Consider the following 23,977-nt stretch of genomic DNA (forward strand, 5'->3'; position numbering starts at 1 on the left):
AATGCCGTGCGGTCTGATGCCCGGTGGCGCTGCGCTTACCGGGCCTACGGGTCGTGCAGGCTGTGGGTTTTGTAGGCCGGGTAAGGCGAAGCCGCCACCCGGCAATGCAGTACGGTCTGATGCCCGGTAACGCTACGCTTACCGGGCCCACATTATGGTGCGGGTGGTGGTGCCACCGTATTCACCGCCCCGCCCGTCATCGTCTGGGTCACCTGTTGCTTATCCATATTTACCGCATTCAGCCTGCCGTTAACCGTCGGTTTTAACGGGGAATCTTTCTGCACGTTGCCGCTGGCGGTGAGCTGAAGATTGCCGTCGCCGGACACCGGCAGCGCTGGCCAGCCCCACTGCTGGATGATGTTCAACGGCACGCCGCGCCCGGTCAGATTAACGGTAGTCTGGCGCACCGGGGTCTGCGACACGCTGGCTTTCGCTTCCAGGATACCTTTCTCGGTAAAGGCGCTCAGTTCATTGATGGCAATCGTCGAGGCGTTGGCGGTAAGCGTCAGCGACGGACGGCGCACGTCCACACGGTTAAAGGTGGCGGCCGCGCCGTTCAGGGTGGCAGTGCCTGACCAGACCCCCCACTCGCGATCTTTCGCCAGTTGCAGGTTGGTGCCATAACCGTCGAGCGCGGTGATCTGCCACGGGAAGGTGGCGTCGACATCGATCACCAGGTTCCGGCTCAGGCCGAATTTGCGCAGCGTGACGCTGTGCAGCCATTCCGGCAGGGTCGTCATCCACTGCGTTTTCCAGTTCTCCGGCAGGGTGTATTCCAGCCCGGCGACGGCGACATCATCCAGCACCAGCGCTTTACCGCTGCGCAACCAGTTGCCGGAGGTGCGCACCATCCCACCTTCCCAGCGTGAGGTGAACTGGCGCAGGGCGATCCCCTGCGGGGAGAATTCGGCGTTCAGGATCGGGTCGAACAGATGCAGTGAACCGTAGATAAATTCACTGGCGTTCATCGACAGGCGGCCATCCTCGCTCTGCCAGTCGCCCTGGCTGAGGGTCAGGTTGCGCAGGTTTAAATCGAGATCGGTGACCGCCCAGTCCGGCCCCTGCAGGCGGGCATCGGTCACGTCGAGGCGGCCAATCTGCAACGATGGCAGGGTAGTAATCGGGGCAAAAAAGTCGGACAGCGATTTATCGCTCTGCAGGCGGATCTCATTCAGGCGCATGTTGTCCACCTTCCAGCCGCCGTTGGCGTCGCGTCGCGCGGTGCCGGTGAGCGAGCCCCGGGCCATGTCTGCGCCGATGGTGGTCAGCACCACCTCTTTACCGTTCAGTTCACCTTCAATCAGCACGTTGCTGGCCGGTACGCCGTTCAGCGTTAGCGACCCGGCGCTGATCTGAATCTGCGCTTTTTTACCCAACACGTTGCCCGCTTCAGGGTCCCAGGGGCGCACGCCGCCGGTTACCTTCTGGGCGCTCAGATCCCATTCAGTGTTCGGGCTGTTAAACGCCATGTTGTTCAGCAGCAGGCGATCGGCCTGGAAGGGAAGAGGAGCGGTCTGCGGCGAGAGGTTCAGCGTGCCGTCAAACAGGGTGATGGTATCCATGTGCAGCGGATCGGTGAGCTGACGGCTGCTCACGCCGATATCCACCATCTTCGCGACCAGCGTCGCGGGTTGGCCATCGCGCCCGAAGGTGACGTTTTTCAGCACCAGGTGCGTGGGCGACGAGAAACGGTGATCCATCAGGTCGAAATTGAGTTCGTAATCGGTGTTTACCGTGATCCAGCTGCTGACCTGCGCCGCTCCCCAGCGGGTTTGTACAAGGATATAGAGCGCGAGGATCGCAATAAGCAGAACGGCCAGAATACCGACGAGAAGCTTTCCAATAAATTTCATGGTCTTCCATCACGTAAAACGAACATAAAGGAGTTATGCACGATTTATACGCAATGCTCAAGGCGGGAATGGTGTAATTACGTGTCACGGCAGCAGTTGCCTGCTGCCGTGAAAGGCGATCAGTTCTTTTCTGGCGGGAAAATCAGGTTCAGGACGATAGCGGTGATCCCACCGGCGGCGATGCCGGAAGAGAGCAGGTTCTTCACCCAGTCCGGGGCAAACTGCAGGATCAGCGGCTGCTGAGAAACACCCAGACCCACTGCCAGCGACAGGGCGATGATCATGATAGCGCGGCGGTTCAGCGGCTCGCGGGAGACGATACGCACGCCCGATGCCGCGATGGTGCCAAACATCACCAGCGTTGCGCCGCCCAGGACCGGCTCAGGAATGTGCTGCACAAAGCCGCTCACCGCCGGGAATAGGCCCAGTAAAACCAGCATCAGCGCCACGACAAAGCCCACGTAGCGGCTGGCAACGCCGGTCAGCTGGATTACGCCGTTGTTCTGGCCGAAGCAGGAGTTCGGGAAGGTGTTGAACACGGCGGAGACAAACGAGTTCAGACCGTTGGCCAGGACGCCGCCTTTCAGGCGCTTCATGTACAGCGGGCCAGAGACCGGCTGTTCAGAGACGTCAGAAGTCGCGGTAATGTCGCCGATGGTTTCCAGTGAGGTGATCATAAATACCAGCATCAGCGGCAGCAGCAGGCTCCAGTCAATGCCCAGGCCGTAGTAGAGCGGCGTCGGCACCATGATCAGCGGGCTGTCGGTCGGCGCGGCAGACTGCGGCAGCATACCCATCGCCCAGGCGGCCAGGTAGCCAGCCGCCATGGCGATCACCAGCGAGGCGACGCGCAGGTACGGGTTACGCTGACGGTTAAGCAGAATAATGATTGCCAGTACGATGCCCGCCAGCAGCAGGTTTTTCGGGGCGCCGAAGGTGTGGTCGTTCATCGCCGCGTAGCCGCCGCCGATGGAGGTCAGACCCACCTGAATCAGCGACAGGCCGATAATCATTACCACTACGCCGGAGACCAGCGGGGTAATAATGCGGCGCGCCAGGTGCAGAACGCGGGAGATCACCATCTCGGTGCAGCTTGCCAGCATCAGGGTGCCGAACAGCGCCGCCATCATGGTAGGTACATCCGCGCCGCCGGTTTTCAGCGCCGTACCGCCCATGATCAGCGGGGCAACAAAGTTAAAGCTGGTGCCCTGAATCGACAGCAGACCGGAGCCCACCGGCCCCCAGGCTTTAATCTGAATAATGGAGGCCACGCCCGAAGCAAACAGTGACATGCTGATAATGTGCTGGGTGTCCTGCGCCGGTAAACCGAGAGCCTGACAGATCAGCAGGGCTGGGGTAATAACGGCCACAAACATCGCCAGCAGATGCTGGCAGGCGGCAAACAAGGTCTGCGCCAGCGGCGGACGGTCTTCAAGACGGTAAATCAGTTCACTGTTTTGCGGCTGCGCAATCGGTTGCGCATCTTGCTGTTCAATGGCGTTAACGGACATCTGCTGCGAACCCCTGGAGGAAAAGCGGGCATTTTAGCCGAGTGGATGAGAAAAGCAAACGATTGCCAACAAAAAGCGTAGATAAATTCACCCGTCCAGAACGGCTTTTTCTGTCCTGATGCGGCAAAGTTCATTACACTCCTGCTCCCGGTTGCGCTTAAAACACGCAAACGTCAAAGGAAAACGCGCATGTTGATGGAGCACGTGCCTTAAAAGGAGCCCACTATGATTCATCTCGATACGTTGTCGACCCTCGTTGCGGCAACTCTCGTTTTACTGCTTGGCCGTAAACTGGTTCACAGCGTCCCCTTCCTCAGAAAATACACCATCCCGGAGCCCGTTGCGGGCGGATTGCTGGCCGCTCTTGCGCTGCTGGTGCTGAAAAAAAGCATGGGTTGGGAAATCAACTTCGATATGACCTTAAAAGACCCGCTGATGCTGGCCTTTTTCGCCACTATCGGCCTGAACGCCAATCTCTCCAGCCTGCGGGCAGGCGGGAAGGTGCTTGGGGTGTTTTTAATTGTGGTGGTCGGCCTGCTGGTGATGCAGAACGCCATCGGCATCGGCATGGCGTCGCTGCTGGGGCTGGACCCACTGATGGGTCTGCTGGCCGGTTCGATTACCCTGTCGGGCGGTCACGGTACCGGCGCGGCCTGGAGCAAGCTGTTTGTTGAACGCTATGGCTTCCAGAATGCCACCGAAGTGGCAATGGCCTGCGCCACCTTCGGGCTGGTGTTGGGTGGCCTGATCGGCGGGCCGGTCGCGCGCTATCTGGTGAAGCGCTCCACCAACCCGAACGGCTGCCCGGACGATGAGATGACGCCGTCGGCGTTTGAAAAGCCGGACGTCGGACGCATGATCACCTCTCTGGTGCTGATCGAAACCATCGCTCTGATCGCCATCTGCCTGACGGTGGGTAAAGTGATTGCGCAACTGCTGGCAGGTTCCGTGCTGGAGCTGCCAACCTTTGTCTGCGTGCTGTTTGTGGGGGTGATCCTCAGCAACGGCCTGGCGCTGATGGGCTTTTATCGTGTCTTTGAGCGGGCGGTCTCGGTACTGGGCAACGTCTGCCTGTCGCTGTTCCTGGCGATGGCGCTGATGAGCCTTAAACTGTGGGAGCTGGCCTCGCTGGCGCTGCCGATGCTGGCCATTCTGGCCGTGCAGACCCTGTTTATGGCCCTGTATGCCATGTTTGTTACCTGGCGGATGATGGGTAAAAACTACGATGCGGCGGTGCTGGCGGCCGGACATTGCGGCTTTGGTCTGGGGGCCACGCCGACGGCGATCGCCAACATGCAGGCCATTACCGAGCGCTTCGGTCCGTCGCATATGGCGTTTCTGGTGGTGCCGATGGTGGGGGCGTTCTTTATTGATATCGTCAACGCGCTGGTGATCAAACTCTACCTGATGCTGCCGATGTTTGGCTGATCAGGCGTTAGAGTAGCGCTCGGTCTCGGGCATCCAGCGCTCGATTAACGCTGCCGCCTGTTCGGGGTAGCGTTCATGAATATGGCGTGCCAGACGCTGAACTTCGGGGATCATGCCCTGATCGCGCAGTAAATCTGCCACTTTAAACTCGGCGTTACCGGTCTGACGGGTGCCGAGCAACTCTCCCGGCCCACGGATCTCCAGATCCTGTTGCGCAATCACAAAGCCGTCATTGCTGTCGCGTAATACCTGCAGGCGCTTCTGCGCCGTTTTCGACAGCGGGGCTTTATAGAGCAATACGCAGTGCGAAGCCACCGCGCCACGTCCGACGCGGCCACGCAGCTGGTGCAGCTGCGCCAGACCCAGACGTTCCGGGTTTTCGATGATCATCAGGCTGGCGTTAGGCACGTCCACCCCCACTTCAATCACCGTGGTGGCAATCAGCAGATGCAGTTCGCCCTGCTTGAAGGCCTGCATGACCGCCTGTTTTTCCGCAGGTTTCATCCGGCCATGTACCAGCCCGACGTTCAGCTCCGGCAGGGCCAGCTTTAACTCTTCCCAGGTGGCTTCTGCCGCCTGGGCTTCCAGCAGGTCGGACTCTTCAATCAGCGTACAGACCCAGTAGGCCTGACGCCCTTCCTGCAGGCAGGCGTTGCGCACGCGATCGATGATGTCGCTGCGGCGTGTATCCGGGATGGCGACGGTGGTCACCGGCGTGCGGCTCGGGGGCAGCTCGTCGATAACAGAGGTGTCGAGATCGGCATAGGCGGTCATCGCCAGGGTGCGGGGGATGGGCGTGGCGGTCATGATCAGCTGGTGCGGATGATAACCCTGCTGAAGCCCTTTCTCCCACAGCGCCAGACGCTGATGCACGCCGAAGCGGTGCTGCTCATCAATGATCACCAGCGCCAGACCGTGGAACTGCACCTGCTCCTGAAAGATGGCATGGGTGCCGACAATCATCTGCACCTGACCGCTGGCAATCGCCTCCTGCTGCGCCTGTCGCGCTTTACCTTTTTGTTTACCGGCAAGCCAGCCCACCTCCACGCCCAGCGGCGCAAACCAGCTGCGGAAATTGTTGGCGTGCTGCTCGGCCAGCAGCTCGGTCGGCGCCATCAGGGCGACCTGTCTGCCGTGGGCAATGGCGCGTAATGCTGCCAGGGCGGCCACCAGCGTTTTGCCGGAGCCGACATCACCCTGCACCAGGCGCATCATCGGCACGTCCAGCGCCATATCATGCTCGATCTCGGCGGTTACGCGGGCCTGCGCCCCGGTAGGTTTAAACGGCAGCGAGGCCAGAAGCCTCTCTTTTAATTCGTTACGGGCCGGGAGCGGCAGGGCGTGAAAACGCTGTGCCCCGGCGCGCAGGGCCAGCATGCTCAGGTTGTGCGCCAGTAACTCTTCGAGAATAAGACGGCGTTGCGCCGGGTGTTGCCCGCTCTCTAAATCGCTCAACAGCAGTGAGGGCGGCGGGCGATGCAGGGTGCGCAACGCATCCGGCAGGCTCATCATCCCCTGCGCCAGCTCCGGCGGCAGAAGTTCGGCAATGGCGCAGGTGTCCAGCAGCTCCAGCGCCTGATCGGTCAGCTTGCGCAGCGTCGCCTGCTTAACGCCTTCGGTCGTCGGGTAGACCGGCGTCAGCGTCTCCTGCATCTCCGGCGTGCTGAGATCGCCCTGCACGCGGTACTCCGGGTGGATCATCTCTGCGCCATATTTCCCGCGTTTGGCTTCGCCATAGGCCAGCACCCGTCGTCCGGTGGCGAGGCTGTTTTTCATTGCCGCATTGAAGTTAAAAAAGCGCATCGTCAGGATGCCGGAGCCGTCGCTGATCTGGCAGGTCATCATCCGGCGACCGCCGAAGGTGATGTTGCAGTTCAGGACTTCGCCTTCAACGGTGGCGTAAATGCCAGGCAGGAGTTCACCAATCTGGTAAAGCTGAGTGCGGTCTTCGTAACGCAGGGGGAGGTGCAGAAGGAGATCCTGCACAGTATGCAGGCCGATTTTCGCCAGTTTACTGCTCTGGGCCGCGCCAACGCCCGTCAGGGAATTGAGCGGCACAGCATCCAGCAGACGGCCTTGCATGATTTACTTCGCCGCCTGCATCGTCGCCCACCACGTCGCATCGGCTTCAATCTCGCCCTGCAGATTCACGTGGGGGTACGGTAATTTTTTCTGCTTCGCCACTCTGGCCAACACCGGATAACCGCCTTCAAACAGCAGGCGCTGCTGCTCATCGTCCGGCAGCATGCTGTTCTCGCGTTTGTACATCCCGGCATTTTGTCGCTGGCGCTGGGCTTCATACAGAATGAGGGCGGAGGCCACGGAGACGTTCAACGACTGCACCATGCCGATCATCGGAATGATGATGTCCTGATCCGCCAGATCTAAGGCTTCCTGGGTGATCCCCGTCTTCTCCTGGCCCATCAGAATGCAGGTCGGGCGGGTGTAATCAATTTCACGGAAATCGACGGCTTTGTCGGAAAGGTGGGTCGCCAGAATCTGCATGCCGCGCCCTTTCAGATGCGAAATGGCTTCGCCAATAGTGTTGTGGGCTTTGACCTGTACCCAGCTGTTGCTGCCTGCGGCAGCCGAGGCCATAGGACGCATCCGCGTCCCCTTCCAGACGGCGTGTACTTCATGCACGCCGACGGCATCAGCGGTACGGACGATAGCAGCAACGTTATGAGGTTTATGCACCTGCTCCATGCACACCGTCAGATCGGGCTGACGCCTGGCGAGCATTTCGCAGATCCGGGCATAACGCGTTGAGTTCATAAAACTAGTTTCGGTTACGGGTGACTTTAATGACGTCAGCCATCACGCGGATTTTACGCATGATATTCGCCAGATGCACACGGTCCCGCGCGGTCAGACGAATAAAGGCGCTGTAGACACGGCCATCCTTCTCTTCGGTATTCAGGCTATGAATATTGGAAGAGGCGGTATTGATCGCCGCGGTCAGGTTCGCCAGCGCGCCCTGGTGGTTGAACATATCTACCTTGATCTCGGTGATAAATTCTTGCTCGGTCTCTTTATCCCACTCGACCGCCATAAACTTCTCTGGCTCTTTCTGATAGCCGCGGATGTTACGACAGGATTCGTGATGGATTACCAGACCTTTACCCGGGCTGACGTGGGCGATAATCGGATCGCCAGGGATAGGGCGGCAGCACTTGGCAAAGGTGATCAGTACGCCGTCGGCACCCTTGATCGGCAGATGACCGTGGCTGGTTGATGACGGCTGCGGCACAGAGGTTTCACCCTGCTGCAGGTTCTTCGCCACCACCACGCTCATCGCGTTACCCAGACCGATCTCTGCCAGCAGGTCATCAAGCGAGGCGAGCTTCATACGCTCCAGCTCGTGCTGAATGCTCTCTTTCGGGATCTCAGCCAGCTTGCGGCTACCCCCCAACGCATGGTTGAGCAGACGACGACCCAGGCTGACGGAGTCATCGCGTTTGAGGTTCTTCAGCAGCTGACGGATCTTGGCGCGCGCTTTCGAGCTCACGACAAAGTTGAGCCACGCCGCGTTCGGACGCGCGCCTGGGGCAGTAATGATTTCCACCGTCTGGCCACTGGTCAATGGCTGTGACAGCGGGTAAGGCTGCCTGTCGACACGTGCCCCCACGCAGGCATGACCGATATCGGTATGCACGGCGTAGGCGAAGTCGACCGGCGTGGCACCAGCAGGTAGCTCGACAATGCGCCCTTCTGGTGTGAAAACGTAAATCTCATCCGGGAAGAGATCGGATTTAACGCTCTCGATAAATTCAAACGAGCTACCGGCGCTCTGTTGCAGCTCCAGCAGGCTCTGCATCCAGCGCTGGGCACGGATTTGCGCGGTAGTGCTGGTTTCGCCGTGCTCTTTATAGGCCCAGTGTGCGGCAACACCCATCTCCGCCATCTGATCCATATCTTCGGTACGAATTTGCACCTCAACCGGCACGCCGTGCGGGCCAATCATCGAGGTGTGCAGAGACTGATATCCGTTCGCTTTTGGAATGGCGATATAGTCTTTCATTCGGCCAGGACGCGGCTTGTACAGGCTGTGCATCTGACCGAGCACGCGATAACAGGTGTCGGCGTCATGTACGATCACGCGGAAGGCGTAGATATCCATGATCGAGTGAAAACGCTGCTCTTTGAGCACCATTTTGCAGTAGATGGAGTACAAATGCTTTTCGCGACCGCTGACGCGGCAGGGAATACCGGCTTCCTGCAAACGCCCTTCGATTTCCGAGAGGATCTTCTGAATCATCTCTTTACGGTTGCCACGCGCGGCTTTCACCACCTCTTTAATCACGCGGAAGCGGTTCGGGTACAACGCTTCAAAACCCAGCTCTTCCAGCTCGGTTTTAATGTGATGAATACCTAAACGGTGCGCCAGCGGGCTGTAGATTTCGAGGGTTTCACGGGCAATACGGCGACGTTTGTCCGGGCGAAGCGAGCCCAGCGTGCGCATATTGTGGGTACGGTCAGCGAGTTTGATCAGAATGACGCGGATATCCTGCACCATCGCCATGATCATCTTGCGGAAGTTTTCGGCCTGCGCCTCTTTCTTGTCGCGGAAATTCAGCTTATCAAGCTTAGAGACCCCTTCCACCAGTTCGGCAACGCTTTTGCCAAACAGCTGTTCCATATCCTGGTAGGTGGCAGGGGTATCTTCGATCACGTCATGCAGCAGGGCGGCCATCAGTGTTTCATAGTCGAGTTTCATCTCGGCCAGAATACAGGCCACCGCTACCGGGTGCGTGATATAGGGTTCACCGCTTGAACGTGTCTGACCCTCGTGAGCGTCACGTGCAACGAGATACGCCTGCTGGAGACGTTTAATCTGATCTACCGGCAGGTAGGTTTGAATCAGTTGATTCAGGCTTTCAAACAGATACAAGGGCGACCCGCAGGTTTAATTAACGACGACCTTCAGCAATGGCGGTAACGGCCTGCAGTTCTGCGGCTTCCTGCTCTTGCTGCTCCTGGCGCTCACGAACATCGAGGATCTGGCTGTTGATCAGACCTTCTTCGATTTCGCGCAGTGCGATAACGGTAGTTTTATCGTTTTCTTCCGGTACCAGTGGATCTTTACCGCCTGACTGCATCTGACGAGCGCGACGCGCGGCGACCAGCACCAGGTCAAAACGGTTACCAATTTTCTCTACAGCGTCCTGAACAGTTACGCGTGCCATACTTAAAATGCTCCACAGATGAAGAAATGACTGGGCATGATACTGAATGTGGGTTCAGTCTGCCAACAGTTTGGTGATTAATGCGTCATGTCGCTGCTTCTGGCGGCTCATACGCAGACGTTCGGCGCGAAGGATAGTTTTGAGATCGCTCAGGGCGGCGTCAAAATCATCATTCACAATCAGGTAATCATATTCGGCGTAATGGCTCATTTCCGCAACTGCCTGGGCCATACGTTTTGCGATAACCTCTTCGCTATCCTGGCCGCGACCACGGAGACGGCGATCCAGCTCATCTTTCGATGGCGGCAAAATAAAAATGCTGCGTGAATCGGGCATTTTCTGGCGAATCTGCTGCGCGCCCTGCCAGTCGATATCCAGGAATACGTTTACGCCGGTCGACAGCACTTGCTCGATGGTTTCACGCGAGGTGCCGTAATAGTTACCGAAGACCTCAGCGTGTTCAAGAAACGCATCTCTGCCAATCATCGTTCTGAATTCGTCGTGATCGACAAAGAAATAGTGTTCACCGTGTACTTCACCCGGACGCGGCGCGCGTGTGGTGTGAGAAACAGAAACCTGCGTATCGTACAACGGTTGGGTTTTTAACAGCGCCTGAATCAGGCTGGATTTACCCGCGCCACTTGGGGCAGAAACAATATAAAGCGTGCCTTGAGCCATGAGAGTCTTTTGTATGTGTTAGCGAAGAAAGTCCTACATACGGGCTTATTATACACGTCGCCGCTTCGTGACGTAGCCTTTGTCACACTTTTTCCGCATTCCGGTTGATTTTTGCGTATCTTTTTCCGGTTTTAACTTCTTTCTGCTGCAACAAAAACAACGTGCTGAAGCACGCTCGTAAAATGCCTTTTTGCTGCTGGTCTGCGGTATCCGGGCAGGGTATACCCTTCGCAAAACAGGGAGGGATACTAATGGTGAGATGGATAAGCATACTGATGTTCTTCTTAAGCAGCGGGGCGATAGCAATCTGCCCTGTCTGGTCACCGTCGAAGGCCGGGCAGGAGATCGCGGCCTTGAAGGCGCAGCTGACCCGCTGGAATGATGCTTACTGGAAGCAGGGCAGCAGCGAGGTGAGCGACGATGTTTACGACAGGCTTAACGCCCGATTAAAACAGTGGCAGCGCTGTTTTCACGATGAGCTGCTGCACAACGATCTCCCTGCCACCAGCGGGACGGTGAAGCACCCCTTCGCCCATACCGGCGTGCATAAGGTAGAAAGCCAGCAGGCGCTTAGCCGCTGGATGGCGGCGCAGCAGGATCTCTGGGTGCAGCCAAAGGTGGATGGTGTAGCGGTCACCTTGGTCTACAAATACGGCAAGCTGGCGCAGGCGATCAGCCGGGGCGACGGACTACAGGGAGAAGATTGGACGGCACAGGCGCGAATGATCCCCGCTATCCCGCAAACGCTGGGCGGGCCGCTTGCCAACAGCGTGTTGCAGGGTGAACTTTTTCTGCTGCGCGAGGGGCATATCCAACAGCAGATGGGTGGTATGAATGCGCGTGCGAAGGTGGCGGGAGCGATGATGCGCGCGACCGATCCCGCAGCGCTGAAGCAGACAGGTATTTTTATCTGGGCCTGGCCGAACGGCCCAAAAATGATGAAAGCACGCCTTTCCGCGCTGGCGGAGGCAGGTTTTACCCTGACTGCGCGCTATACCCTGCCGGTTAAAAACGCGGCTGACGTGGAGGCGCAGCGGGCGGTCTGGTTTAAGGCTTCGTTACCCTTCGCCACGGATGGCATCGTGGTTCGCGCCTCGGCAGAGCCGCCGGGTGAGCAGTGGCTGCCGGGAGAAGGGAACTGGGTTATCGCGTGGAAATATCCTCCTGTGGCCCAGGTGACGGAAGTCAAAGCCATTCACTTTACCGTTGGCCGTACCGGACGGATCAGCGCGATTGCGCAGCTTGAGCCGCTTATGCTCGATGATAAACGTGTACAGCGCGTTAGCCTGGGGTCGGTCAACCGCTGGCAGATGCTGGATATTGCCCCCGGAGATCAGGTGCTGATAAGCCTGGCGGGACAAGGTATTCCCCGGCTGGATAAGGTGGTGTGGCGCAATGTGGATCGCCGTAAACCGCAGCCGCCCTCATCGCGCTACAACAGCTTAACCTGTTTCTACGCCTCCCCGGAATGCATGGAGCAATTTTTTGCCCGGCTGATGTGGCTAAGCTCTAGCCAGGCATTAGATATCAAAGGAATGGGCGAGTCGGGATGGCGTACCCTCTATCAGACGCATCGGTTTGAGCATCTCTTCTCCTGGCTACAGCTCACACAAGCTCAGCTCACTGCGACGCCGGGGATATCGGCAACGCATGGCGCTGCGCTATGGCATCAGTTTAACCTGGCGCGGGAGCGTCCTTTTATCCGCTGGATCGCTGCAATGGGAATACCGTTGGCCCGGTCGACGCTGAAGGCGGCAGGGGATCGCTCCTGGCAGGCGCTAATTCAGCGAAACGAAGCGGAGTGGCGGTTGCTGCCTGGTACCGGGGAGGAGAAGGCCCGCCAGATCGTAAACTGGCTGCATCAGCCCCAGATTGAAGCGCTGGCGAGGTGGCTGGCCGCACAGCACATCGGTGGATTTTAATCTGCGTGCGCTCCTGAACAGACTAGCAAGGGTGCACTATTCCGCAGTTGTTAAAACGCGTATTTATGATAAGGGGTTTAATATACATAATAGATATGAATATGAATAAACTATTCACAGTAAATATATTTTGAGGAAATCTTATTCCTGCACCCTCTTTCAGAAATTAGATTATTTGATCTCAATCATTGTTAATCAATAATAATAGCCTGAAATGAAGATAATATTGGGCGGGTGCCTTGGTATTAAGCCGGTTATTGTTTATTATTTCATTGACTTAATCATTTCATTATTAATATGTAGAGAGTTTTCTAAATTAACAATTAGTCATATTTATTCTGCCGGAAATCATTGCGTCAAATTATCATAAGAATTATCTTATCTGAAATTATTAAGGTGGTTACCGCTGGGGTGAAATTTGTATCACCTCTGCGTTTTTCTTTATTTTGGCGCCCCGTGAGGGAGTTAACTATCTGAACTCCAATTGAAGCAATTAAGGGTATCTAAATATACCCTGACGGTTTATGTGCGCTGGTATTCAGAGCTCAGGGCTTTTGCATGGATGATTTCCCGTCCCTGTCGGGCCGGGATTCAGCCCCGGGCTTTATGCCCGTCAACTGAGGCCTGGTTTCCAGGCGCTCATCTTTTCCTTCATTGGAATGAGGAACAAAAATGAAAAAGACACTTTGTACAGTGCTGACGGCACTCACGCTGGCGGCTGCGCTACCTGCTATGGGGGCAACCACCGAAGCTGGTAGCGCCAGCGCAGCAACAGGCGGAACGCCGACCGGAACAACAATTGGTACAGCGACTGGAACGACAACCGGTACAGCGACCGGGACAACAACCGGAGCGACGACCGGGACAATGGTGGGAACTACCGCTGGCACCACGGGGGGGCTGGCAGCAGGTGCGATTGGAACGACCGCTGTTGTCACCACCGCTGCGATTGCCGGTGTAGCGACGTTAGCCGTTGTTGCGGCAAGCGATAGTGGCGATGACTCAGGCAACGGTACTTCCACGACGACAGTTACCCGCTAAGGCTGGTGCGCAAGGCGATATAGCCTTCCGCTGAACAGCGCAACTACTTGACCCGGTGGCGACATCAAAGCCGGGTATTTAATTGATTCTGATGTTATTCAATAAAGGATTTCTGGTGAGACTGCTTATTCTGCTCATCATGATTCTGCCGATCCAGGGATGTACGCCGAGTCAGCAGAGCATCATCGAGACCTTTAACACCAGCCTGGCCGGGCGTCAGGATGTGACGGTAACGGACGGGCAGATTCAGGCGCTCCCTTACTCAACCATGTACCTGCGTCTTGATAATGGTCCGAGGATCCTGGTGGTTCTCGGATATATCGAACAGGGAAACAGTAAATGGTTATCGCAGGATAGGGCGATGATCGTCACGCATAACGGTCGCCTTATCCACACGCTGAAGCTCTCTTATAACCTGCTTGAGGTGTCCAACCTCGGGCAAGATCCGCTGCGCCACGCGCAGCAACTCCACGACGGCAGCGAGTGGTCGCGGGATGTGCGCTGGCAGGAAGAGGAGCGTTATCGCTCCGCACATCTGACCTCGCGCTTCTCCCTGAGCGGGACAGAAAACCTGACCATTGCCGGAAACACGCTACGTTGTCAGGTCTGGCAGGAGACGGTGCAGGCCGACGGCCTCGATCGTCGCTGGCATAACACCTTCTGGATTGATTCCGCTACCGGTCAGGTACGCCAGAGTGTACAGATGCTCGGCGCTGGCGTATTACCTGTTGCCATGACGATGTTGAAGCCCGCCCCATGAACAGTCTTAGAAAATGGTTACCTGGCGTAGGGCTATCACTCTTCAGCCTGTCCGCCTTATGTGCAAGCGTCGTTACCGTGCATCAGCCGGGAAAAACGTGGTCTGCCGGACAGGCCGACACGCTCTTGCAACTGGTTACCCAGCCGCAGCTGAACAACGTCTGGTGGCAAGGCGCTGCGATCGCAACCCCTTCCGCCACGCTGCGCGCGCAACAGACGCAACAGCAGGTTCTGGCGTCGCTTTCAGCCTGGCAGAATCGTGCCGATGACGAGCGGAGCGCGACCGTTCGCGCTGTCGCTGCACAGATTCAATCCCTGCGGATCGTCGGGCGGCAGTTTGTCAGCCTCGATCCAGACGCAGTGCGTACCGACGCCCACGGCGATCGTCCCCTGATAGGCCGTTACGATTTGTGGCTCTCGCCTGCACCCCGCACCGTCACGCTGATGGGGGCGGTCGCAACACCAGGAAAACTGGCCTGGCGACCGGGCGCAAGCATTCGGGATTACTTACAGGGGCAGCCCCGGCTGGCCGGAGCCGACAGGAATAACGTGACCGTTATCGATCCTGACGGCAGTACGGTTGTTGCGCCAGTGGCGTACTGGAACGCACGCCATATTGAAGCAGAGCCGGGCGCTGTTTTGTGGGTGGGTTTTGAACCCCGGGCGGTACCGGACGATTTTACCGGGCTGAATGAGCAAATCGTTGCGCTCCTGACGCGGCGGATACCTGACTAATGAACAAACTTTTTTTACTGAGCGGCCTTGCTCTGGCGATCTCTTCTGCCTGCCACGCGGAGCTGCGTACCTGGCCCGATCCCACTGGACCTTCGCAGTCTGACTTTGGCGGCACCGGCCTGATGCAAATGCCCGATGCGCGCTTTGGCAGAGAGGGAGAATTTAGCGTCAACTACCGCGATAACGATCAGTATCGTTTTTACTCCTCTTCTGTCGTGCTCTTCCCGTGGCTGGAGGGGACGATTCGTTATACCGACGTCCGCACCCGCAAATACAGCAGCGACGAGGATTTCAGCGGCGATCAAAGCTACAAGGATAAGTCGTTCGACTTTAAGGTTCGTCTGTGGGAAGAGGGCTACAGCCTGCCGCAGGTGGCGCTCGGCAAGCGCGATATTGCGGGCACCGGCCTGTTCGACGGTGAATATTGGGTTGCCAGCAAAATGGCCGGCCCGGTCGATTTTACCTTTGGAATAGCCTGGGGATATCCCGGTAATAGCGACAACGTGGGCAACCCGCTTTGCCACGACAACAATAAGTATTGCACCCGCGGCGAGTCGCATGATGCCGGGGATATCAGCTTTAGCGATATGTTTCGTGGTCCAGCGTCGCTGTTTGGCGGCCTACAGTATCAGACACCCTGGCAGCCTCTGCGCCTGAAGCTGGAGTATGACGGCAACAACTATGCCGATGATTTTGCTGGCTCCCTTAAGCAGTCGAGCCATATCAACGTGGGGGCAGTCTATCGCGTTGCCGACTGGGCCGAGCTCAATCTCAGCTATGAACGTGGCAATACGCTGATGTTTGGTTTTACCCTACGGACCAACTTCAACGACCTGCGCCCCGCGCTACGTGATAACCCAAAACCGGCCTGGCAACCGGCACCGGCAGGCGAGACGCTCAACTATACCTCGGCGGCAAACCAGCTCACCGCGCTTAAGTACAACGCAGGCTTTGATGCGCCGGAGATCCTTCAGCACGGCAACACTTTATACATGACCGGCGAGCAGTATCGCTATCGCGATCCGCGCGAAGCGGTGGACCGCGCCAACCGTATTCTGATCAATAACCTGCCCGAAGGGGTCGACACGATCAGTATCACCCAGCAGCATGACCATCTGCCGCTGGTCACGACGCAAACCGATGTCGCTAGCCTGCGCAAACGGCTGGCGGGGCAGCCGCTCGGCCAGGAGGAGATGCTCAAGCAGCAGCGCGTCGAGCCTGTTGATACCACAGCATTCGGGCGAGGCTACCGTATTCGCGCCGATCGCTTTAGCTACAGCTTCAAACCGACGCTGGCGCAGTCGCTGGGTGGTCCAGAAGATTTCTATATGTTCCAGGTGGGGGTGATGGCCAGCGCCAACTACTGGCTGACCGATCATCTGCTGCTCGACGGCGGCGTGTTCGCCAACCTCTATAACAACTACGACAAGTTCAAATCCTCGCTACTTCCTGCGGACTCCAGCCTGCCGCGCGTCAGAACCCATATTCGCGATTATGTCAGCAATGATATCTACATCAATAACTTGCAGACCAACTATGTCGATGCGTTGGGGCACGGCTTATATGCCCAAATTTATGGCGGCTACCTCGAAACCATGTACGGCGGCGTGGGGGCAGAGGCGCTTTGGCGCCCGCTGGATAGTGACTGGGCGCTGGGCATTGATGCGAACTACGTCAAACAGCGCGACTGGGACGACATGATGCGCTTTACCGATTACAGCGTGCCTACAGGATTTATCACCGCCTACTGGAACCCGGCAAAGCTCAACAGCGTGCTGATGAAGCTGAGCGTCGGGCAATACCTGGCGAAGGATAAAGGTACCACCCTCGACGTCGCGAAGCGATTCGACAGCGGCGTGACGGTAGGCGTCTGGGCGGCACTGACGAACGTCTCGAAAGACGATTATGGCGAAGGTGGCTTTAGCAAAGGCTTCTATATCTCGATCCCGCTCGATCTGATGACGATCGGCCCAAATCGCAACCGGGCAGTAGTCTCGTGGACGCCCCTCACGCGTGATGGCGGCCAGATGTTAGGCCGTAAATATCGGCTCTATGACATGACGTCAGAACGCGAAACCCCGGTAGGGCAGTAGTACCGGATGAAACATGCATTACTTAACCAGATGATTTTCCTGAATGAAAAACTTTAAATTTTCCGTGCTCGCGTTGTCCATGGTGGCGTTAAGCGGTTGTACTATCTTGCCGGGCCAAGGACTCAGCACCCACGGCAAAGATATTATCGATCTGCCTGACAGCAATTACGACCTGGATAAGATGGTCAACGTCTATCCGCTCACGCCGGGGCTGGTCGAGCAGTTGCTGCCTGGTAAAGTCGACTCCCGCGCCAATCCTGGACTGGATCGCCAGCTCCAGAGTTATCAATACCACATCGGCGTTGGCGACGTGCTGATGGTTACCGTCTGGGATCACCCGGAGCTGACCACTCCTGCAGGCCAGTACCGTAGCGCCAGCGATACGGGCAACTGGGTGAATGCCGATGGTACGATCTTCTATCCCTATATCGGCAAAATCTACGTTGTCGGCAAAACGCTGGCCCAGGTGCGCGATGAGATCGCCGCCCGGCTGGACTCGGTGATTGAGAGCCCGCAGGTGGATGTCAGCGTGGCGGCGTTCCGCTCGCAAAAAGCCTACGTGACGGGCGAAGTGGCTAAGTCGGGCCAGCAGCCCATCACCAACATTCCGCTGACGATAATGGATGCGATCAATGCGGCAGGAGGCCTGACGTCGGAGGCGGACTGGCGTCACGTGGTGCTGACCCACAACGGCAAGGATACGCACATTTCTCTCTACGCGCTGATGCAGCGCGGTGATCTCACCCAGAACAAACTCCTCTATCCGGGCGATATTCTCTTCATTCCGCGTAATGACGACCTGAAAGTGTTTGTCATGGGCGAGGTGGGTAAACAGAGCACCCTGAAGATGGACCGTAGCGGCATGACGCTGGCAGAAGCGCTGGGTAATGTACAGGGTGTGAATCAGGAAATGGCCGACGCCACGGGTATCTTTGTGATTCGTCCGTTGCAGGGCAAGCAGAACGGTAAAATCGCCAACGTCTACCAGTTGAACGCCAGGGATGCCACCGCGATGGTACTGAGCACCGAATTTCAGCTGGAGCCTTACGACATCGTTTATGTCACCACCACGCCGCTGGTGCGCTGGAACCGTGTGATCTCTCAACTTGTACCGACCATTACCGGCGTACATGACCTGACTGAAACAGGGAGATATATCAGAACATGGCCAAATTAACCTTTAACGCCATCCTGGTGATCTGTACCGGCAATATCTGCCGCTCCCCCATCGGAGAACGGTTGCTGCGTCGGCTGCTGCCCGCCACCCGGGTCGATTCAGCGGGAATTTGTGGCCTGGAAGGGCACACTGCCGATTCGCAGGCGACAGAGATTGCCGCCGAACGCGGCACTCTGCTGGAGGGCCACGTTGCGCGCAGGCTCACCCCCGCCATGGTGCGCGACTACGATCTAATTCTGGCGATGGAGCTGGAACATATTGAGCAGGTCACGGCTATCGCACCGGAGGCGCGCGGCAAAATGATGCTCTTCGGTCACTGGACAGGCAGAAAAGAGATCCCGGACCCCTACCGTAAAAACCGGGACGCATTTGAACATGTTTATGGGCTGCTGGAGCAGGCCAGTCAGGAATGGGCAAAACGGCTCAGTTAATCACACGGGATAGTCACGTTTTATGTCAACAAATACTCTTCACACCCATGATGCGTCTGCCGCGAATAACGAGATCGATCTGGTGCGTCTGTTTGGTGAGTTGTTCGACCATCGAAAGTTTATTCTCACCCTTACCGCGCTGTTCACGCTGGCAGCGCTGCTTTATGTGCTCTTTGCCACGCCGGTTTATCAGGCCGATGCGCTGATACAGGTGGAACAGAAACAGGGCAACGCGCTACTCAGTAATCTTAGTGAGCTTATCCCTGACTCCTCGCCGGAGTCGGCGCCGGAGCTTCAGCTTCTACAGTCGCGAATGATCCTCGGTAAAACGATTGATGACCTGAACCTGCGCACGAAGGTGAGCGAAAACTATTTTCCCGTTGTCGGACGCGGCTGGGCGCGGCTCACCGGCCAGCAGCCTGGCATCGTCGATATCAGCATGCTCAATCTCCCTCCTGTCGCTGGCCGGGCGCAAAAGCTGAAGTTGACCGTCGGCGAGAAGGGCCACTATCAGCTGGAAGGGGATAACGTGACGTTACAGGGCGTCGTGGGACAGCAGCTGAGCGCGGCGAATATCGCCATTAAAATTGCCGATATCCAGGCGAAGCCGGGTACCCAATTTACGATTACACGGTTGAGTGAGCTGGAAGCTATTGACGCGCTACAGCTGCGCTTTACCGTGGGCGAGCGCAGCAAGGATAGTGGGATGCTTGGCCTGACCATCACGGGGGAAGATCCCGATGAGATGGCCCGCGTGCTTAACTGCATCGCCGACAATTATTTGCACCAGAACGTGGCTCGCCAGGCGGCGCAGGATGCGAAAAGCCTGCAATTTCTGAAGCAGCAGCTTCCACAGGTGCGCGGCGAGTTGGATCAGGCCGAGGAGAAGCTCAACCGCTATCGTCAGCAAAACGACTCCGTTGACCTTAACCTGGAGGCAAAAGCGGTGCTGGAGCAGATTGTGAATGCAGACAATCAGCTCAATGAACTGACCTTCCGGGAAGCGGAAATTTCTCAGCTCTACAAAAAAGATCACCCCACTTACCGGGCGCTGATTGAGAAACGCCAGACGCTGGAGCAGGAAAAGAATCGCCTGAATAAACGGGTATCGTCCATGCCGGCCACCCAGCAGGAGGTATTGCGCCTGAGCCGCGATGTGGAGTCGGGACGCGTCATCTACCAGCAGCTGCTTAACCGCGAGCAGGAGCTGAGTATCGCCCAATCGAGCGCGATTGGTAACGTACGCATTATCGATCCGGCTGTGACCCGGCCGCAGCCGATCAAGCCGAAAAAAGCAATGATCGTCTTTCTGGGAGTTATTCTGGGTTTAATGGTCTCCACAGGCTGGATCCTGGCGCGCAGTATGCTGCGTATGGGCATTGAAACGCCAGAGCAGTTGGAGGAGCACGGGATTAACGTTTATGCCACCGTGCCGCTGTCGGAATGGCTGGCTAAAAAGATACGTTTGCGCAAAAAAGGCTTTATATCCCCGGCCCTGCGCCATAAGAAAAAAAATATCCCCTTCCTGGCGACGGATAACCCTGTTGATCTCTCGGTAGAGGCGATTCGCGGCCTGCGCACCAGCCTACATTTCGCAATGATGGAGTCAGCGAACAATATACTGATGATCTCTGGTGCCACGCCGGACAGCGGGAAAACGTTTGTCAGCAGTACCCTGGCGGCAGTCGTGGCGCAGGCGGGCCAGAAAGTGCTCTATATTGATGCGGATATGCGCCGCGGGTATGCCCATGATCTGTTTAAGCTCGACAATACCTGCGGCTTGTCGGAGATGTTGTCCGGCAAAGCAGAGTATACGCAGGGCGTTCAGAGCTTCGATCAAGGCGGATTCGATATCATCGTGCGCGGGCAGATCCCGCCTAATCCGGCGGAGCTTCTAATGCACGCGCGTTTCCAGCAGCTGCTGGATTGGGCGAACGAACGCTACGATCTGGTGATTATTGATACTCCGCCGATCCTGGCGGTCACCGACGCAGCGGTAGTCGGCCGTCGCGCAGGCACCACGCTGCTGGTCGCCCGCTTTGGGATGAACAGCGTGAAGGAGATGCAGGTCTGTGTACAACGTCTGGAGCAGAGCGGCGTCAATACCAAAGGGGTGATTCTGAACGGCGTTATTAAGCGGGCAAGCAACGCTTACGGCTATGGCTATCATCACTACGGTTACAACTATTCTAGTAACTGATAATCCGGCTCCTGCCCGGCGGGAGCATGATAAGGACATGGAACGCGTATAACCGTTCTGACTATATCGCTCAGCGCATTAACAGGTTCAGATATTAATGCGCATTGTGTTTGTAATGAAAAACGGGCAGGCCAAGCTTCAGGCGCAATGCGAGCATGCGCGCCGTGAAACCAAACAGCAGCGTGGAGATAACCACCACATCGTGGTTAGTGACATAGTGCTGCAAGGCAACATAAAGCACTGCGGCGGCAAAGGAGATGCCGGCATACAGTTCCTTTTGGAAAACCAGCGGGATACGTTTGCAAAACATATCGCGCAGTACCCCGCCAAACACACCCGTGATCACGGCAGCAATGATGGCGATAACCGGGCCTTCACCCATATCGAGAGCAATTTGTGCACCAATGATGGAGAAAACAATCAGTCCAAGCGCATCAAGCACCAGGAACAAGCGGCGCAGATGAGGCATCACCGGAGCCACAATCGTAGTTAGCACGGCTGCCGTTGCCACAATAATGACGTACTCAGGGTTTTTGACCCAGCCGAGCGGATAGTGGCCCAGCAGGATATCCCGGACGGAGCCGCCACCCAGCGCCGTGGCAGTGGCAATAATAATGACGCCGAAGGTGTCCATACGACGACGTCCGGCGGCGAGGGCGCCGGTCATGGCTTCAGCGGTGATACCGATCAGATACAGGATATGCAGCAGCATGTTACCCCCAGAAATAAGAGCGTCAGGGTAACGCTTTGTGCTCTGGCTCACGATTTAGATTTTCTTGTGCGAGTAAATATGCCTTAGATTATCTAATGGCACTTTAGCTTAAAGAGGGCGATGTACTGTTTTTGGAGCAAATATCGCATTAGATAAATTTGGCCTTTAACGCTACTGGGGGCTAAAAATCTGCCGGAACATTGGCACCAGCATCTTATTCCCGGTTTCGCTAAGGTGGTTATCGTCGAAATACCACGGTTGTAAATTCTTACTGCCCATGCAGCGGCCCGCGGTACAGAGCCAGGCGGTGGGATCGAGCACCTGAACGCCACACTGTTTTGCCGCCCGCGCCTGCGCCTGCAAAATAACGGCGTTTTGTTTGGCGTAAGTCGCGACGGGTATGGATAAGTCGTGCGTGGTTTTGCCGGTCATCAGGCGATGAGATAACGTGCGGGGAACATTTTGCGTCATCTCGGGGATCGGATTCACCAGATAAACAGGACGCGTACTGTTGAGCGAGCATGCCATATCAACGATGGCATCAGAGTACTGACGCAGGTAGTCCTGCTTGTTTTGCTGCCCGGCCCCGAAGGTGACAAGCTGCTTTTCGGCATAGTGCGTCAGGCGGTTCACGATCACCACCGGTACGTCCGGCGCGTAATCCTTCAGCCTTGAAGGGAGAGAGCGGTTAAATTCCCCGCATCGATTGCGCGCCCCCAGCTCGCCCCTCGCCAGCGTCGGACAGCCAGAGTAGGTGATCCCGACAACAGAGCCTTTACCTTGCGCTGCTTCTGCCAGCGCGGTTGCGGTGGCTTCCGCATGGCTGTCGCCAATGATGATGGCTGCAGGCTCACCTGTGCCATAAGTGCTCAGGTGCGTTTTAGGATTGGCAGCATAGTTTTTGTTGGTGGCTTCCAGCGCGATTTTGTTGACGAGCGGGTCGGGCTGGCTGACTACGATCTGGTTTTTCACCAGATAGCTGAACAGCCAGGCGACACCTACGCAAGCAAAGAGGATCAACCAGAAAGCGCGGCTTGAACGCTGGCTAAGGTAATTTTTGCCGGGTTGCTCAATCAGCACCCACGACAGCCAGCCGACGGCGAAAGAGAGCGCAATCGCGCTCATGACCCACAGCCCGTTATGCTGCTTTCCGCAGTAGAGCAGAACCACCGCCACAGGCCAGTGCCATAAGTAGACGGAGTACGAGCTCAGCCCCGCCCAGCGAAAATTACGGTCGAACAGGCTCACCAGCGGCTGGTAGTCGCTATAAATCGCCAGCATCGCGCCCACGACGGGCAGTAAGGTCAGCGGTCCTGGCCAGGCATGCTCAGCGGTGATGAAAAAGAGAGAAAGCAGGATCAGCGCGTAACCCGCAATTGCCGCAACCGGGCGAAGCATCAACGGCATCACAAAGCGCTGCGAGGCATACCACACCAGCCCACCGCACAACATCTCCCAGGCGCGATAAGGCATCAGGTAGAAGCTGGTGGCCGCAGCGTTGGGCGTGTGGGTGACACTCACGATAAACGACGCAACGGTGAGTATGGCCAGGCATAAGCCGGTGTTCAGTTTTTTCCTGAGGGGATAGAGCCCCATCATAATGAAGGGTAATACCAGGTAAAATTGCCATTCGACGGACAATGACCAGGTATGTAAAAACCAGTTTTCATGGGAGTCGAGGGAAAAATAGTCCCCGGACTCTTTGTTAAGTTTCAGATTGGATATAAATAAGGCAGCATAGCCAATATAATTTCCGAGTTTTTGGTACTCATTTGTTGGCAACCAGAAAAAGGTCGTCGCGGCGACAATCAGACACATCGCCAGCAGCGCGGGAATTATTCTTTTACAGCGCGCGGCATAAAACTGAATAAGGTTGAAGCTATTTCGCTCAAGGCCTGTGGCGATGATTTTGGTCATCAAGAAGCCGGAGATAACGAAAAACACATCCACGCCAGCGAAACCGCCGGGCAGCAGGGTGGCAGTAAAGTGATAAAACACTACAGAAAGAATGGCTATTCCGCGCAGCAGGTTAATGTCCTGCCGGAAATCGCGGTCAATTGATAGGCTGGAGGTTTCCTCTAAGGATAAGTTGATGTTTGCCATTATGTTTCCTGAGAGGAAAGATAAGAATATTGAGTGCGGCGTGCATTCTAACAAAAATAGGAAAGGAGTTCTTATATTCTGATGCGCAGGTGGGATTCAGGACATACTTAAAGCCGTTAATTGACAATGGTCCCTTAGCGGGACCATT

General features: G+C 56.7%; 18 protein-coding genes. 9 read left to right on the plus strand and 9 right to left on the minus strand.

The annotated features are described in order from the left end of the window. Positions 1–152 precede the first annotated feature (152 nt). A complete protein-coding gene (locus GNG26_RS00355; protein ID WP_156237442.1) occupies positions 153–1,853 on the minus strand; it encodes an AsmA family protein in 1,701 nt (566 codons plus the stop codon). 119 nt (positions 1,854–1,972) lie between these two features. Continuing rightward, positions 1,973–3,364 (minus strand): NCS2 family protein, encoded by a 1,392-nt coding sequence (locus GNG26_RS00360; RefSeq protein WP_103824300.1) that lies wholly within the window; start codon positions 3,362–3,364, stop codon positions 1,973–1,975. Between the two features lie 225 nt (positions 3,365–3,589). Here GNG26_RS00360 and gltS point away from each other — a divergent pair, with 225 nt between their 5' ends. Next, a complete protein-coding gene (gene gltS / locus GNG26_RS00365; RefSeq protein ID WP_103824301.1) occupies positions 3,590–4,792 on the plus strand; it encodes a sodium/glutamate symporter in 1,203 nt (400 codons plus the stop codon). Here gltS and recG read toward each other — a convergent pair whose 3' ends face one another. The 5 genes from recG to gmk are packed head-to-tail and all read right to left on the minus strand — an operon-like array spanning position 4,793 to position 10,656. Next, positions 4,793–6,874 (minus strand): ATP-dependent DNA helicase RecG, encoded by a 2,082-nt coding sequence (gene recG, locus GNG26_RS00370; RefSeq protein WP_156237443.1) that lies wholly within the window; start codon positions 6,872–6,874, stop codon positions 4,793–4,795. 3 nt (positions 6,875–6,877) lie between these two features. Further along, positions 6,878–7,567, minus strand: a complete 690-nt coding sequence (trmH, locus tag GNG26_RS00375) for a tRNA (guanosine(18)-2'-O)-methyltransferase TrmH (RefSeq protein ID WP_103177695.1) — start codon at positions 7,565–7,567, stop codon at positions 6,878–6,880. A gap of 4 nt (positions 7,568–7,571) precedes the next feature. After that, positions 7,572–9,683, minus strand: coding sequence for a bifunctional GTP diphosphokinase/guanosine-3',5'-bis pyrophosphate 3'-pyrophosphohydrolase (spoT, locus tag GNG26_RS00380; RefSeq protein ID WP_103177696.1), 2,112 nt, complete (start codon positions 9,681–9,683; stop codon positions 7,572–7,574). Positions 9,684–9,702: 19 nt separating this feature from the next. Next, entirely contained in the window at positions 9,703–9,978 is a 276-nt protein-coding gene (gene rpoZ, locus GNG26_RS00385) for a DNA-directed RNA polymerase subunit omega (RefSeq protein WP_039030179.1), read from the minus strand. A 54-nt stretch (positions 9,979–10,032) separates the two neighbouring features. Continuing rightward, positions 10,033–10,656, minus strand: a complete 624-nt coding sequence (gmk, locus tag GNG26_RS00390; RefSeq protein WP_103177697.1) for a guanylate kinase — start codon at positions 10,654–10,656, stop codon at positions 10,033–10,035. 251 nt (positions 10,657–10,907) lie between these two features. On the opposite strand from gmk, the gene ligB reads away from it, so the two are divergent. From ligB to etk, 8 genes are all read left to right on the plus strand, one after another. After that, positions 10,908–12,578 carry an NAD-dependent DNA ligase LigB gene (ligB, locus tag GNG26_RS00395; protein WP_156237444.1) on the plus strand — a complete coding sequence of 557 codons (1,671 nt, stop codon included), beginning with the start codon at positions 10,908–10,910 and terminating at the stop codon, positions 12,576–12,578. A 672-nt stretch (positions 12,579–13,250) separates the two neighbouring features. Beyond that, positions 13,251–13,619: a hypothetical protein gene (locus GNG26_RS00400; protein WP_156237445.1), complete on the plus strand. Its 369-nt coding sequence runs from the start codon at positions 13,251–13,253 to the stop codon at positions 13,617–13,619. Between the two features lie 115 nt (positions 13,620–13,734). Continuing rightward, the gene (locus GNG26_RS00405) at positions 13,735–14,379 is read left to right on the plus strand and encodes a YjbF family lipoprotein (RefSeq protein ID WP_156237446.1); all 645 of its coding nucleotides are present in this window, start codon (positions 13,735–13,737) and stop codon (positions 14,377–14,379) included. Further along, positions 14,376–15,113: a capsule biosynthesis GfcC family protein gene (locus GNG26_RS00410; RefSeq protein WP_231604188.1), complete on the plus strand. Its 738-nt coding sequence runs from the start codon at positions 14,376–14,378 to the stop codon at positions 15,111–15,113. Before GNG26_RS00405 ends, GNG26_RS00410 begins: the two co-directional genes overlap by 4 nt. Next, the gene (locus GNG26_RS00415) at positions 15,113–17,206 is read left to right on the plus strand and encodes a YjbH domain-containing protein (RefSeq protein WP_156237447.1); all 2,094 of its coding nucleotides are present in this window, start codon (positions 15,113–15,115) and stop codon (positions 17,204–17,206) included. Before GNG26_RS00410 ends, GNG26_RS00415 begins: the two co-directional genes overlap by 1 nt. Before the next feature lie 43 nt (positions 17,207–17,249). Then, a complete protein-coding gene (locus GNG26_RS00420; protein WP_156237448.1) occupies positions 17,250–18,383 on the plus strand; it encodes a polysaccharide export protein in 1,134 nt (377 codons plus the stop codon). Further along, positions 18,371–18,814, plus strand: a complete 444-nt coding sequence (locus tag GNG26_RS00425; RefSeq protein WP_156237449.1) for a protein tyrosine phosphatase — start codon at positions 18,371–18,373, stop codon at positions 18,812–18,814. The genes GNG26_RS00420 and GNG26_RS00425 overlap by 13 nt, the downstream gene beginning before the upstream one ends. A gap of 22 nt (positions 18,815–18,836) precedes the next feature. Continuing rightward, positions 18,837–21,014 carry a tyrosine-protein kinase gene (gene etk / locus GNG26_RS00430; RefSeq protein WP_156237450.1) on the plus strand — a complete coding sequence of 726 codons (2,178 nt, stop codon included), beginning with the start codon at positions 18,837–18,839 and terminating at the stop codon, positions 21,012–21,014. A 94-nt stretch (positions 21,015–21,108) separates the two neighbouring features. On the opposite strand, the gene GNG26_RS00435 is transcribed toward etk, so the two are convergent. Both GNG26_RS00435 and GNG26_RS00440 read right to left on the minus strand, forming a co-directional pair. Then, positions 21,109–21,726, minus strand: coding sequence for a trimeric intracellular cation channel family protein (locus GNG26_RS00435; protein WP_156237451.1), 618 nt, complete (start codon positions 21,724–21,726; stop codon positions 21,109–21,111). Positions 21,727–21,897: 171 nt separating this feature from the next. Then, a complete protein-coding gene (locus GNG26_RS00440; protein WP_156237452.1) occupies positions 21,898–23,829 on the minus strand; it encodes an acyltransferase family protein in 1,932 nt (643 codons plus the stop codon). Positions 23,830–23,977 lie beyond the last annotated feature (148 nt).

The organism is Leclercia sp. J807, assembly GCF_009734465.1.
GTDB lineage: Bacteria > Pseudomonadota > Gammaproteobacteria > Enterobacterales > Enterobacteriaceae > Enterobacter.

Excerpts from the sequence above, each read along its gene's own strand:
- GNG26_RS00355 (WP_156237442.1), bottom strand. The coding sequence starts at position 1,853 with ATGAAATTTATTGGAAAGCTTCTCGTCGGTATTCTGGCCGTTCTGCTT.
- GNG26_RS00360 (WP_103824300.1), bottom strand. The coding sequence starts at position 3,364 with ATGTCCGTTAACGCCATTGAACAGCAAGATGCGCAACCGATTGCGCAG.
- gltS (WP_103824301.1), top strand. The coding sequence starts at position 3,590 with ATGATTCATCTCGATACGTTGTCGACCCTCGTTGCGGCAACTCTCGTT.
- recG (WP_156237443.1), bottom strand. The coding sequence starts at position 6,874 with ATGCAAGGCCGTCTGCTGGATGCTGTGCCGCTCAATTCCCTGACGGGC.
- trmH (WP_103177695.1), bottom strand. The coding sequence starts at position 7,567 with ATGAACTCAACGCGTTATGCCCGGATCTGCGAAATGCTCGCCAGGCGT.
- rpoZ (WP_039030179.1), bottom strand. The coding sequence starts at position 9,978 with ATGGCACGCGTAACTGTTCAGGACGCTGTAGAGAAAATTGGTAACCGT.
- gmk (WP_103177697.1), bottom strand. The coding sequence starts at position 10,656 with ATGGCTCAAGGCACGCTTTATATTGTTTCTGCCCCAAGTGGCGCGGGT.
- ligB (WP_156237444.1), top strand. The coding sequence starts at position 10,908 with ATGGTGAGATGGATAAGCATACTGATGTTCTTCTTAAGCAGCGGGGCG.
- GNG26_RS00400 (WP_156237445.1), top strand. The coding sequence starts at position 13,251 with ATGAAAAAGACACTTTGTACAGTGCTGACGGCACTCACGCTGGCGGCT.
- GNG26_RS00410 (WP_231604188.1), top strand. The coding sequence starts at position 14,376 with ATGAACAGTCTTAGAAAATGGTTACCTGGCGTAGGGCTATCACTCTTC.
- GNG26_RS00415 (WP_156237447.1), top strand. The coding sequence starts at position 15,113 with ATGAACAAACTTTTTTTACTGAGCGGCCTTGCTCTGGCGATCTCTTCT.
- GNG26_RS00420 (WP_156237448.1), top strand. The coding sequence starts at position 17,250 with ATGAAAAACTTTAAATTTTCCGTGCTCGCGTTGTCCATGGTGGCGTTA.
- GNG26_RS00425 (WP_156237449.1), top strand. The coding sequence starts at position 18,371 with ATGGCCAAATTAACCTTTAACGCCATCCTGGTGATCTGTACCGGCAAT.
- etk (WP_156237450.1), top strand. The coding sequence starts at position 18,837 with ATGTCAACAAATACTCTTCACACCCATGATGCGTCTGCCGCGAATAAC.
- GNG26_RS00435 (WP_156237451.1), bottom strand. The coding sequence starts at position 21,726 with ATGCTGCTGCATATCCTGTATCTGATCGGTATCACCGCTGAAGCCATG.
- GNG26_RS00440 (WP_156237452.1), bottom strand. The coding sequence starts at position 23,829 with ATGGCAAACATCAACTTATCCTTAGAGGAAACCTCCAGCCTATCAATT.